The organism is Arenimonas oryziterrae DSM 21050 = YC6267 (genome assembly GCF_000420545.1).
Classification (GTDB): Bacteria; Pseudomonadota; Gammaproteobacteria; order Xanthomonadales; family Xanthomonadaceae; genus Arenimonas; species Arenimonas oryziterrae.
This window is the reverse complement of sequence record NZ_ATVD01000003.1, coordinates 489,321-501,733: the sequence shown is the minus strand read 5'-3', so window position 1 is coordinate 501,733 and position 12,413 is coordinate 489,321. Positions and strand designations below refer to the sequence as shown.

Sequence of the window (12,413 nt, the reverse complement as noted above, 5' to 3'; positions counted from 1 at the left end):
TCTAGCGGGCCGGCCTGCCTTTGGTGCAAGGGTTCAGATCACGTCCCAGCCATAGCCGCCGCGACCGATCACGTCAGCGGCGATTGCATCCAGCGTCTCGTCCTCGTTGCGCGCGAGATCACGGACGTTGCGGTTCATGCGCCGGCGCGCCTGGCGCGTGAAGGTCTTGGCGATCGCGATCACCCGCGCGGCCTCCGCCGGCTCGGCCTTGGCCAGGGAATCGGCGCGCGAGAGCACGCACAGGCCGACGAACAGGTCGATGGTCAGGTCGGCGATGCGCTTTTGCACGTGCTGGTGCTCGGCGATGCCCTTGCCATACTTGCGCAGGGACTCATCGGCGACGCGCGCGAGTTCGGTCGCGTACTTTTCGAACACCGCCGCCAGCGGCCGCAACGGCGGCTCCAGCTGGCTGAGGATGCGATCGCCGCCGAAGCCCGTGGCCTGGGTGAAGCGGCGCTCGGCATAGCCCGAAAGCACGCCGAAGCCCTTGATCGGATCGTTGAAGATCGCGTTGACCGCCGACTTGAGCTCGGACAAGGAAGCGCCCACATCCTTGAGTCCGGACAGGGCGATGTACAGGCGCAGGATTTCGTTGGTGCCTTCGAAAATCGGCAGGATGCGCGCATCGCGCGTGACCTGCTCGTACGGGAACTCGCGCATGTAGCCGCTGCCGCCGGCGATCTGCAAGGCCTCGTAGGCCGCGCGCTGCATCGCCTCGCTGGCGAACACCTTGCTGATCGCCGCTTCGACCGAATAATCCTGGCAGCCGCTGTCGATATAGTGCGCCACCATCCACACGGCGCTTTCGGCCGCGAAACAATCCACGGTCATCTGCGCGATCTTTTCCCGCACCAAGCCGAACTCGGCGATCGGCCGGTCGAACTGACGCCGCTCCTGCGCCTGCTGCACCGACAGCTTGATCAGCGCCTTCATGCCGCCGACGGCACCGCCGCCCAGGCCGGTGCGTCCGTTGTTGAGGATGCCCATCGCGACCTTGAAACCCTTGCCGATCTCGCCCAGGACGTTTTCGGCGGGCACGCGCACATCGCTGAAGGCGACGGTCGTCGTCGACGAGGCGCGGATGCCCATCTTGTCCTCGTGTGCGCCATGACTCACGCCCGGCCAGGCGGCTTCGACGACGAAGGCGCTGATCTTGCCTTCGGCACCGTCGGTGCGCGCGAACACCGTGTACAGATCGGCGATGCCGCCATTGGTGATCCAGATCTTCTCGCCGCTCAGCGTCCAACTGCCATCGGCATTGGCCTTGGCGGTCGTGCGGATGGACGCCGCGTCGGAGCCGGCGCCGGATTCGGTCAGGCAGAACGCGGCGATCATCTCGCCACTCGCCAGACGCGGCAGATAGCGCGCCTTCTGCTCGTCGGTGCCGAACAGCAGCAGACCCTTCATGCCGATCGAGCTGTGCGCACCGATCGTCAGCGAGACCGAACTGTCGTGCCGGCTGGTCTGCGCGAGCACGCGTGCATACGCGGCGTTGGACAGTTCCAGGCCGCCGAACTGTTCGGGGATGATCAGGCCGAACAGACCCATGTCGCGCAGGGCCTGGATGAACTCGGCGGGCTGGTGCGCCTCGCGGTCCCAGCGTGCGAAGTCGGCGCGCTTGTCGGCGAGGAAGCTGTCGATCGCATCGACCATCTGGCCGAGCATCTCGCGATCGCGATCGCGCAGCGCCGGATACGGGAACAGGTTCTCTTCGAGGATCTGTCCGAACAGCAGATTCTTGGCGACGCTCTGGTCGCGCAGCAGGCGCGAGTCGGCATCGCCGGACGGATCGTGGGTCTGGGCCTGGTTCATGCGCTCACCTGTCGGCTGTCGAAGCTTCCGGACCGATTATGCGCCGCCGCGCCTGCCCCGGACGGACCTAGGGGCTGCGCGCGGCGACGCCGGTGTGCGTGGGACGGGTGTCGGGCCAGCCGCCCGCCAGCGCCTGATACAAGGCCACCCAGCCGGTGAGGCTGCGCGTGCGGCTTTGCGCGAGCGCGTCCTGCGCCTGCAGGTTGCTGCGCTCGGCATCGAGCACTTCGAACAGGTCCGTCGCGCCGTTTTCGTAGCGGATGCGCGCCAGTTGCGCGGCCCGGGCGCTGTCGCCGGCGGCGCGCGCGAGATGTTCGTCTTCGACGCGGGCATTGCCGTAGCGCACCAGCGCATCTTCGGTGTCGGCCAAGGCGTGCAGCACGGTCTGTTCGTACCGGGCGAGTTCCGCGGCCGCGTCGGCATCCGCCGCCGCGACGCGGGCGCGCACCCGACCGATATCGAGGAAGGACCAGTCGACGCCGAGCGCGACCAGGCGCGTTTCGCTGTCACGGCCGAACAGCGCGTCGCGATCCACCGCCTGGCTGCCGATCAATCCGCCGAGCGTGAAGCGTGGAAAGAAATCGGCCTTGGCCACGCCGATTCGCGCGGTGGCGGCATGCAGACGGTATTCCGCAGCGGCGACATCCGGACGCCGGCGCAGCAGATCGCCCGGCGTGCCCGGATCGACAACACCCGGCAATGCCGGCAACGGTTCGCGCCATTTCAGCGCCTCGGTGACCGCGCCCGGCGGCTGGCCGATCAGCACGGCCAGATGGTGCAGCGTGATCGCGATGCGCGCTTCCAGGGCCGGCGCGCGCGACTGCGTGCCGGCGAGCAAGGCGCGCGCACGCGCGGTATCGAATTCGGTGCCGCGTCCCGCCTGGAAACCCATTTCGACCAAGCGCAGGGTTTCCGCCTGCGATTCCGCGCTTTCCTGGGCGACGCGCAGCTGTTCCTGCAGACCGCGCAGTTCGATGTAGTCGCGCGCGACTTCCGCCACGATCGCCACCTGCAACGCGCGGAAATCCGCATTCGCTGCGTCGGTGCCGGCCCGGCCGGCCTCGACCTGGCGACGCACCCGCCCGAACAGATCCAGTTCCCAAGCCGCGCGAATACCGGCGTCGTACTGCCGGCCATCGCGATCGGCACGGGCAACCCCCGGCTGCTGATCGGCGCTGGCGCGCACATCGCTGCCCTGGGCATCGCCGGTCACCGTCGGCAACAGATCCAGACGCGTGCCGCGTTGCAGGGCCTGTGCGCGTTCGGCATTGGCCAGCGCGATGCGCAGATCGTGGTTCGCGAGCAGGGCCTGCTCGACGAGCGCGGTCAGTTGCGCATCACCCAGACGGCGCCAGAAGTCGCTTTGGTCGTTGCGCTCGGCGCTGGTGGCCATCAGCGGCTCGATCGCACCGGCTTCGACGAATTTCTCCGGCACCGCCAGCGACGAAGGACGGACGTGGTCGGGGCCGATCGCGCAGGCCGACAGCACGAAGGCGAACACCGCCGCGGCGAGCGCGGTTTTATTCGGGACATTACGCATGGACAGCCTCCTGGGCCGCAGTCGGGGCGTGCACCACGAGCGGCCGCGCGATGAGCTTGCGCAGCGCCACGTAGAACACCGGGGTAAGGAACAGGCCGAACAGGGTCACGCCGAGCATGCCGGCGAACACCGTGATGCCGGTCACCGAGCGCACTTCGCTGCCGGCGCCACTGCCCAGCACCAACGGCACGGTGCCGGCGATGAAGGCGATGGACGTCATCACGATCGGACGCAGACGCAGACGGCAGGCTTCCAGCGCGGCTTCGACCACGCCCATGCCCTGCATCTCCAGTTCACGCGCGAACTCCACGATGAGGATCGCGTTCTTGCAAGCCAGGCCCATGAGCACGACCAGGCCGACCTGCACGAACACATTGTTGTCGCCGCCGGTCAGCCACACGCCGACCAGGGCCGACAGCAGGGTCATCGGCACGATCAGGATCACCGCCAGCGGCAGCGTCCAGCTTTCATACAGCGCCGCGAGCACGAGGAAGGCCAGCAGCACCGACAGCGGGAAGATCAGCAGCGCGGCATTGCCCTGCGTGGCCTGCTGGAAGCTCAGGTCGGTCCACTCGATGCTCATGCCATTGGGCAACACGTGCGGTGCCATTTCCTTGAGCTTGGCCATCGCCTCGGTCGAGGACAGCAGACGCGGATCGGCATCGCCGATGAGGTCGGCGGCCGGGTAGCCGTTGTAGCGGATCACCGGATCCGGACCATAGGTCTGGGTCAGGGTGACCATGCTGCCGATCGGCACCATCTCGCCGTTGGCATTGCGCGTACGCAGGTTGGCGATATCTTCCGCGCCATCGCGGTACGGCGCATCGGCCTGGGCGATGACCTGATACGTGCGACCGAAGCGGTTGAAGTCGTTGACGTACTGCGAACCCAGATAGGTCTGCAGGGTGTCGAACAGCTCGGTCAGCGGCACGCCCTGCGCCTTGGCCTTGTCGCGGTCGACTTGCGCGTCGAGCTGCGGCACGTTGGCCTGGTAGGTGCTGATCGGGAAATGCATGCCCGGGGTTTGCGAGATCGCACCCGAGAAACCATTCACCGCATTCTGCAGCTGGCCATAGCCCAAGCCCGCGCGATCCTGCACGAACAACGAGTAGCCCGAGCCCTGACCGAGGCCGAGGATCGGCGGCGGCATGATCGAGAACGCGAAACCCTCCTGGATGCCAGCGATCTTGGCGTTGATCTCGGCATTGATCTGCTCGGCGCTGCGGCCGTGGCGTTCATGGAAAGGCTTGAGCGGGAAGAACACCGTGCCGGTATTGGGCGTGTTGGTGAACTGCAGCGCATTCAGGCCCGGGAACGCGACCGCGTTCTGCACGCCGTCGGTCTCCATCGCGATCTGGCTCATCTTGCGGATGACCGCGTCGGTGCGCTCGAGCGAGGCGCCTTCAGGCAATTTCACGCCGCCGATGAGATAGAGCTTGTCCTGGGTCGGGATGAAACCACCCGGCACGGCCTGGAACATCACGCCCGTGCCGATCAGCAAAGCGGCATAAACGGCGAACACCGCACCGCGCTTGCCGAGCGCACGTGCAACGGCGCCCTGGTAACGCTCCGAGCTGCGACCGAAGAAGCGGTTGAACGGACGGAACACCCAACCGAACAGCCGGTCGATCAGACGCGACGGCGCGTCCTTCTCGGCACCGTGCGGCTTGAGCAGGGCCGCGGCCAACGCCGGCGACAAGGTCAGGGAATTGATCGCCGAAATCACCGTCGAGATCGCGATCGTCACGGCGAACTGCTTGTAGAACTGGCCGGTGACGCCGTTGAGGAAGGCCATCGGCACGAACACCGCGCACAGCACCAGGGCGATGGCGATGATCGGGCCGGACACTTCCTTCATCGCCTGGTGCGCCGCCGCGAGCGGGCTCATGCCCTGCTCGATGTTGCGCTCGACGTTTTCCACGACGACGATCGCATCGTCGACGACGATGCCGATCGCCAGCACCAGGCCGAACAGGGTCAGCGTATTGATCGAGAAACCGAGCAGGTACAAGGCCGCGAACGTGCCCACGACCGATACCGGCACGGCGAGCAGCGGAATGATCGACGCGCGCCAGGTCTGCAGGAACAGGATCACCACCAGTACGACCAGCAGCACGGCTTCGAGCAAGGTCGTGACGACGGCCTTGATCGAATCGCGCACGAACACGGTCGGGTCGTACACGACCTCGTAACTCATGCCTTCGGGGAAACGCGTGGACAGTTCGGCCATGCGCGCACGCACGGCATCGGACAGCTCGATTGCGTTCGCGCCCGGCGACTGGAAGATCGGAATCGCGACCGCGTCCTTGTTGTCGAGCTGCGAGCGCAGGGTGTAATTGCCGGCGCCGAGTTCGATGCGCGCGACATCGGACAGGCGGACGATTTCACCGTCCGTGCCGGCCTTGATGACGATGCGACCGAATTCCTCTTCCGACTGCAGACGACCCTGGGCATTGATCTGGACGAGGAAGTCGCTGCCGTTGGGCGTGGGTTCGGCGCCGAGCTGGCCGGCCGAGACCTGTACGTTCTGTTCGCGCACCGCGCGCACGACATCGCCGGCCGTGAGACCGCGGGCCGCGACCTTGTTCGGATCCAGCCACAGACGCATCGCATAGTCGCCCGAGCCGAACAGCGCGGCCTGGCCGACGCCGGGCAGGCGCGCAAGTTCGTCCTTGATCTTGAGCGTGGCGTAGTTGCGCAGGTACAGCGAGTCGTACTTGCCGCTCGGCGAGAGCAGGTGCACGACCATGGTCAGCGTCGGCGATTGCTTCTGCGTGGTCACGCCCTGGCGGCGCACGTCTTCGGGCAGACGCGCCTGCGCCTGGCTGACGCGGTTCTGCACCTGCACCTGGGCCTGGTCGGGATCGGTGCCGGGACGGAAGGTCACGGTGATCACGAGCACGCCGTCGGAGCCAGCGACCGACTTCATGTACATCATGTCCTCGACGCCGTTGATCGCTTCTTCCAGCGGCGTAGCCACGGTTTCGGCGATGACCTTCGGGTTCGCACCCGGATAGATCGCGCGCACCTGCACGGTCGGCGGCACCACATCGGGGTATTCGCTGATCGGCAATTGCGGAATCGCAATCAGGCCGGCGGCGAAAATGACGATCGACAACACCGCGGCGAAGATCGGCCGGTCGATGAAGAATCTGGAGAAATCCATGACGAATCCTTGGGCGACGCGAAGCCGCGGGTATCGGCGGCCGTCAGGACGGCCGCCCGGATGATTTCGTGTTGCCGCGGTCGTTGCCGACCGCGCGTTCTTTCGCTTGCGCTTACTTGCTGGCGACCGCCGTCGTCGCGGCAACGCCGCCGGCAGGTTTTCCCATCGCCACCACCGTCGCCTTCACCGGCATGCCGGGGAAGAAGATCTTCTGCACGCCGTCCACGACCACGCGATCGCCAGCCACCAGGCCGGTTTGCACCACGCGCAGGCCATCGACCAGGCGACCGAGCTGCACGTCCTTGCGCTGCGCGGTGTTCTCCGGCCCGACGACATAGACGTACTTGCGGTCCTGGTCGGTGAGCACGGCCTTGTCGTCGATCAGCAGGGCCTTGAACTCGCCACTGCCCTCGATCTGCACGCGCGCGAACAGGCCGGGCGTGAAGATGTGGTCGGGATTGGCGAGCACGGCGCGCGCGCGGATCGTGCCGGTGCGCGCATCGACCTGGTTGTCGATGAAATCGACCGTGCCGGTGTGCGGGAAGCCGACTTCATTGGCCAGGCCCACGCGCACCGGATTGTGCGAGGCGTCGCGACGGCCTTCGCGCGCGAGCTGGTTGTAGCGCAGGTAGCTCTGCTCGTCGCCTTCGAAATACACGTGCACGGGATCGAGCGAGACCAGGGTCGTCAGCAAGGTGGCATCGGCCTGCGCGAGATTGCCCGTGGTCACCAGCGCACGGCCGGCGCGGCCGGAAATCGGCGAACGCACTTCGGTGAACTGCAGATTCAGGCGCGCCGTGGCGACGGCTGCTTCGGCGCCGCGCACGGCGGCATTGCGTTCGGCGGTCGCGGCGTGACGGGTTTCGAACTCCTCGCGGGAAATCACTTTCGCCGCGATCAGGGTCTGCGCGCGCGCGTCCTGGGTTTTCGCCAGGGCCGCGTCGCTGCGGGCGCGTTCGAGCTGCGCCTGCGCCTGGGCGAGTTCGGCCTGGTAGGGACGCTGGTCGATCACGAACAGCAGATCGCCTTTGCGCACTTCCTGGCCTTCCTGGTAAGCGACGCGTTCGATGTAACCGCTCACGCGCGGACGCAGGTCGACGGTTTCCACGGCGGCCACGCGGCCGGTGAAGTCGTCCCACTGACGCACGTTCTTGGACAGCACCGTGGCGATGCTGACCTCGGCGGGCGGCGGACCACCCACCGGCTCGGCGGCCTGGCTGCCGCAACCGGCGAGCACGAGGGCAAACGCGATGGTGCCGGCCAGCGCGAGCAGGCGCAGGGCGGGCGGATTCTTGGCGGTGATGGATGCGTGGTTCATGGCGTTGACCTCGTGAAGGGCGACTCGGATTCGGTGGACTGGGGATGGCAGGCTCGGGCTTGCCCTGGGGGGAAGGTCAAGCCTCGATGTCTCAGGGTTCGCGATGGCGTTGCTCATTTGCCGGCCGAGGCCGACAACAGCGGCTTGAGCAACGCCCAGGTATCGTCGAGATAGCGCTGCGGATCCTTGCTGGTCGGATCGTCGATCAGCGGTTCGGCATGCGTGGGCGACAGATAGGCGGACGTCGCCTGTTGTGTGAGCGCACGCGCGGACAGGTTGGCGGTCGCGGGGCTGCGGCGCGTGCGCGTCGTCGGCGTCGCGTAGCGCACGATTGCCTGCACGGGCTGACCGGGGTCGGTCTGGTCGATCAGCGCGAGCGCCTGCTTGCCGATCGCGACGGCGCTGGGCCATTGCTCGCAGGCGCAGGCCTCGTTTTCGACGGTGCGCGCGGGCGTGTCGACGGCGAGCAGCTGCACGCGCACCGACAACGCACGTGCTTCGTCGTGCAGCACGCGCACGAGCATGCTCAGCGCGGCCGAACAGACCGAGTGGTGACCGTAACCGGCCCAGGGATTTTCGCTGCCCGGGCCGCCAACGACGACGTAGCTGCCATTGCGTCCCGACGCGGCGAGCAGCGGCAGCAGTTGCCGCGCAGCCGCGAGTTGCGGCAAGAGATCGCTGTCGAGTTTTTCCTTGAGCGCCTCGCCCGGCAGATCGAGCATGCGGCCGCGCGCCTGTTCGCGGCAGCGGCTGATGATCATGCCGGCGATCGGACGATGCAGCGCACGCAGGGTTTCGGCGAGCGCGGCGCTGTCGCGTTCGGTGTCGACCGAGCCGCGCACGGCGGTAAAGTCGGCATCGATGTACTCGGCCTGCAGCACGGCCAGGCCGGCGCGGTCGCGCGACACGGCGATGACCGGGCGACCGTCGTCGATGACGGCCTGCACCAGGCCGCGGCCGATACCGTTCAGGGCGTCGAGAACCAGGACCGGGCCTTTCACTGTCCCATATCCGGGATATTTTCTCCCGCATTCGGGACGATAATGTCCCAGCGGGAAAGGCCCGAGGCCGGGCTGGCTGCGGCGATCAGATTGCTTTCGTGCATTGGGTCGCGGCTCGGCGCGGCCTGCACCGGCACGGCCGGAAGGGCCGGGAGAGCGCGCTGTGACGCGGTTTCCTGCGGGGCGCTGGCGCCCGGCGCGAGCGCCGACAGGGACGCCAGCAGCAGGGTCAGGAAGATGGGTCCGGCGAGTCGAAGTACCGACATGGCGAGGGTCCGGTGGGAGAGTGGACGCACTCTAGTCCTCCGATTGGCCCTTGATTAGCCGGCAATTCAGGGAATAATTGTCCCGAAATCGGTCCAATCCAGATTTGCCCATTACGGAGCCCGGCCATGACCCGCGATCTCAACGACACGATCATCTTCGTCAAGGTGGTCGAAGCCGGCAGCTTCATCGCCGCCGCCAAAGCCCTGCGCCTGCCCAAGACCACGGTCAGCCGCAAGGTGCAGGATCTGGAAACGCGACTCGGTGCGCAGCTGTTGCATCGAACGACGCGCAAGCTCGGCCTGACCGAAGCGGGCAATGTGTATTTCGAACATTGCCAGCGCATCGCGCGCGAACTCGATGAAGCCGAAAGCGCCGTCGGTCAGTTGCAAGGCGGTCCGCGCGGCTGGCTGCGTTTCACTGCGCCGTATTCGGTCGGCATCACCTGGATCGCGCCCCTGCTCGGCGAATTCCACGCACGCCATCCGGAAGTGCGCGTGGAAATGATCCTGACCAACGAGTCGCTGGACATCATCGACAAGGAAATCGATGTCGCGCTGCGCATCGGCAGCCTGCCCGATTCCAATCTCGTCGCGCGTCGCCTGTCGGTGTTCCGCACGCAGGTCTATGCCAGTCCGCTGTACCTCGAGCGCCACGGCGAGCCCCTGCATCCGGACGACCTCATGCACCATCGCGCGCTGGCGATGACCAAGTCGCGGCGCAACAACGGCTACATCTGGCAGCTGAGCGACGGCACGCGTCTGTCCGACTACGCCGTCGACCCGGTGCTGGTCGCCAACGATCCCGCCGCGTTGCGCGGCGCGCTGCTCTGCGGCGAAGGCCTGATGCTCGCCAGCGATGTCACCGTCAAAGCCTTCGCCGAGCTTGGCCATGTGCGGCGTGTGCTCGCTGGCTGGACCGGCCCGGAAATGGAGTTCAACGCGGTCTATCCACGCGGGCAGGTGCAGTCGCCGAAAGTGCGCGCGTTCGTCGATTTCCTGGTCGAACGCCTGAATTTCGACGCCGACTACATGCAGGTGCTGTGCCCGGACCGGCTGCGCTACGAGAAGGCCGCGCAGGAAGCGACGCAGGTCCTGGCCTCGGTCGAACTCGCGCGCGTCGGTGCGCAGCCGCAGGCGCATGCGGAGCTGGTCACGGCGAACCGCTGATCCCTCGCACAAAGAAAAAGGCGCCTCGCGGCGCCTTTTTTGTTCTTGTAGGAGCCAGCTCGCTGGCGACCCGACCAGGTCGCCGGCAAGCCGGCTCCTACATTTTCTTACAGATGCTTGATGAGCTCGTCGGCGAACTCCGAGCACTTCACCTCGGTCGCGCCGTCCATCAGGCGGGCGAAATCGTAAGTGACGCGCTTGCCGGCGATCGCCGCGTCCATCGCCTTGATGATCGCGTCGGCCGCTTCGTTCCAGCCCATGTAACGCAGCATCATCTCGCCCGAGAGGATCACCGAGCCCGGGTTCACCTTGTCCAGATCCGCGTACTTGGGCGCGGTGCCGTGCGTGGCTTCGAACACCGCGTGACCGGTCACGTAGTTGATGTTCGCACCCGGCGCGATGCCGATACCGCCGACCTGCGCAGCCAAGGCGTCCGACAGATAATCGCCGTTGAGATTGAGCGTGGCGACGACGTCGTATTCGGCCGGACGCAGCAGGATCTGCTGCAGGAACGCATCGGCAATCGCGTCCTTGATGATCAGGCCCGCACCCGGCTTGCCTTCCGGGATCACCATCCACGGACCGCCGTCGAGCTCGACCGCACCGTAGAAGTCCTTGGCGACCTGGTAGCCCCAGTCACGGAAGCCGCCTTCGCTGAACTTCATGATGTTGCCCTTGTGCACCAGGGTCACCGACTTGGACTTGTGCGCGATCGCGTACTGGATCGCGCTGTGCACCAGACGCTCGGTGCCCAGGTAGCTCACCGGCTTGAGACCGATGCCGACCTGCACGGGCAGGTCGCGCTTGGGACCGCCGACGCCTTCGAGCGCCTTCTGCCACTCGGCATTCTTCTCGCTCGTACCGAAGCGGATCTTGCCGAACATCTGCGGGAATTCCTTCGCCACGAAGTCCAACACTTTCTGCGCGTCCGCGCTGCCGCCGGCCCACTCGATGCCGGCGTAGATGTCCTCGGTGTTCTCGCGGAAGATCGTCATGTTGACCTTCTCGGGCGCTTTCACCGGGCTCGGCACGCCTTTGAACCATCGTACTGGCCTCAAGCAGACGTAAAGATCCAGCATCTGACGCAGCGCGACGTTCAACGAACGAATACCACCGCCGACCGGCGTCGTCAGCGGACCCTTGATCGAGACGAGATAGTCGCGGCAGGCCTGCACGGTGGAATCGGGCAGCCAGGTGCCGAACTGGTTGTTCGACTTTTCGCCGGCGAATACTTCCAGCCAGTGGATCTGGCGCGTACCACCGTAGGCCTTGGCCACGGCCGCATCGAGCACGCGCACCGAGGCACGCCAGATGTCGGGACCGGTGCCGTCGCCTTCGATGAAGGGAATGATCGGATTGTTCGGCACCGTGAGCTTGCCGCCCGCGATGGTGATCTTCGCGCCGCCGGCCGGCGCGGTAATGATGGGTTCTGCCATGACTCCTCCCGTGGAATGCTTCGACGCCTCGTCGGGCGCTGGACGCGCATTGTCGCGGTTTGCCGGCCGTGGCGAAAGCGCCAGCGCGTCTGGAACGGCTCTGGCGAGGTCCGCCAGGGCGGCGGAGAATGCCGGCATGAACCTCTACCTGCGCCTGCTCTGGACCCTGCTGCGCGCGCATTTCATGCGCCCGCTGGCCTTCACCGACACCCTGAGCCAGCGTTGGCGCGTCCTGCCCAATGACCTGGACATCAATATCCACATGAACAACGGTCGCTACCTGACGATGGTCGACCTGGCCCTGGTGGAGTTCTTCAGTCGCACCGGTTTCCTCAAGGCCCTTGTCGCGCAGGGCTGGCGACCGATGGCCGGCGGCGTGCTGATCAGCTACCGGCGCGGACTCAATCCCTTTCAGCGCTATGAGCTGCGCTTCCGCTGGCTGTGTTCGGACGAACGCTGGAACTACATGGGTTTCGAATTCGTGCGCCACGGCAAGCTGCATGCGAGCGGCATCATGAAAGGCGGCGCGGTCAGCGGCGAAGGCCTGCGGCCGACGGCGAGCTATCTGGACACGTTTCCGGCAGCGGTGCGCGACGAACTGTCGCGCATGCTCGCGCGCCCGCTCACCGACGACGTCATCGCCTGGCGCGCCTCGGAGCAGGCCTTGATGCAACGCGTCGACGCCACACTGACGTAGGATCGGCCTG

9 protein-coding genes are annotated in these 12,413 nt (G+C 66.4%); 2 read left to right on the top strand and 7 right to left on the bottom strand.

Features of this window, described 5'->3' with window-relative positions:
* Positions 1–33: 33 nt before the first annotated feature.
* The 6 genes from G467_RS0110610 to G467_RS0110585 form a co-directional block, all read right to left on the bottom strand.
* Positions 34–1,812 (bottom strand): acyl-CoA dehydrogenase family protein, encoded by a 1,779-nt coding sequence (locus G467_RS0110610; protein WP_022969722.1) that lies wholly within the window; start codon positions 1,810–1,812, stop codon positions 34–36.
* Positions 1,813–1,879: 67 nt separating this feature from the next.
* Positions 1,880–3,352, bottom strand: a complete 1,473-nt coding sequence (locus G467_RS0110605; RefSeq protein ID WP_022969721.1) for an efflux transporter outer membrane subunit — start codon at positions 3,350–3,352, stop codon at positions 1,880–1,882.
* The gene (locus G467_RS16370; RefSeq protein WP_022969720.1) at positions 3,345–6,518 is read right to left on the bottom strand and encodes an efflux RND transporter permease subunit; all 3,174 of its coding nucleotides are present in this window, start codon (positions 6,516–6,518) and stop codon (positions 3,345–3,347) included. Before G467_RS16370 ends, G467_RS0110605 begins: the two co-directional genes overlap by 8 nt.
* Before the next feature lie 112 nt (positions 6,519–6,630).
* A complete protein-coding gene (locus G467_RS0110595; protein WP_022969719.1) occupies positions 6,631–7,836 on the bottom strand; it encodes an efflux RND transporter periplasmic adaptor subunit in 1,206 nt (401 codons plus the stop codon).
* Between the two features lie 113 nt (positions 7,837–7,949).
* Positions 7,950–8,837 (bottom strand): SDR family NAD(P)-dependent oxidoreductase, encoded by an 888-nt coding sequence (locus G467_RS16365; protein WP_022969718.1) that lies wholly within the window; start codon positions 8,835–8,837, stop codon positions 7,950–7,952.
* Positions 8,834–9,103, bottom strand: coding sequence for a hypothetical protein (locus G467_RS0110585; protein WP_022969717.1), 270 nt, complete (start codon positions 9,101–9,103; stop codon positions 8,834–8,836). The genes G467_RS16365 and G467_RS0110585 overlap by 4 nt, the downstream gene beginning before the upstream one ends.
* A gap of 126 nt (positions 9,104–9,229) precedes the next feature.
* Between G467_RS0110585 and G467_RS0110580 the strand changes: the two genes are divergently transcribed.
* The gene (locus G467_RS0110580; RefSeq protein WP_022969716.1) at positions 9,230–10,270 is read left to right on the top strand and encodes a LysR family transcriptional regulator; all 1,041 of its coding nucleotides are present in this window, start codon (positions 9,230–9,232) and stop codon (positions 10,268–10,270) included.
* A gap of 107 nt (positions 10,271–10,377) precedes the next feature.
* Here G467_RS0110580 and icd read toward each other — a convergent pair whose 3' ends face one another.
* Positions 10,378–11,706, bottom strand: a complete 1,329-nt coding sequence (gene icd / locus G467_RS0110575) for an isocitrate dehydrogenase (NADP(+)) (protein WP_022969715.1) — start codon at positions 11,704–11,706, stop codon at positions 10,378–10,380.
* Between the two features lie 136 nt (positions 11,707–11,842).
* Here icd and G467_RS16360 point away from each other — a divergent pair, with 136 nt between their 5' ends.
* Complete coding sequence (locus tag G467_RS16360; RefSeq protein WP_022969714.1) at positions 11,843–12,403, top strand: thioesterase family protein; 561 nt, start codon at positions 11,843–11,845, stop codon at positions 12,401–12,403.
* Positions 12,404–12,413 lie beyond the last annotated feature (10 nt).

Coding starts and splice junctions, on each gene's coding strand:
- G467_RS0110610 (WP_022969722.1), bottom strand. CDS start 1,812: ATGAACCAGGCCCAGACCCACGATCCGTCCGGCGATGCCGACTCGCGC.
- G467_RS0110605 (WP_022969721.1), bottom strand. CDS start 3,352: ATGCGTAATGTCCCGAATAAAACCGCGCTCGCCGCGGCGGTGTTCGCC.
- G467_RS16370 (WP_022969720.1), bottom strand. CDS start 6,518: ATGGATTTCTCCAGATTCTTCATCGACCGGCCGATCTTCGCCGCGGTG.
- G467_RS0110595 (WP_022969719.1), bottom strand. CDS start 7,836: ATGAACCACGCATCCATCACCGCCAAGAATCCGCCCGCCCTGCGCCTG.
- G467_RS0110585 (WP_022969717.1), bottom strand. CDS start 9,103: ATGTCGGTACTTCGACTCGCCGGACCCATCTTCCTGACCCTGCTGCTG.
- G467_RS0110580 (WP_022969716.1), top strand. CDS start 9,230: ATGACCCGCGATCTCAACGACACGATCATCTTCGTCAAGGTGGTCGAA.
- icd (WP_022969715.1), bottom strand. CDS start 11,706: ATGGCAGAACCCATCATTACCGCGCCGGCCGGCGGCGCGAAGATCACC.
- G467_RS16360 (WP_022969714.1), top strand. CDS start 11,843: ATGAACCTCTACCTGCGCCTGCTCTGGACCCTGCTGCGCGCGCATTTC.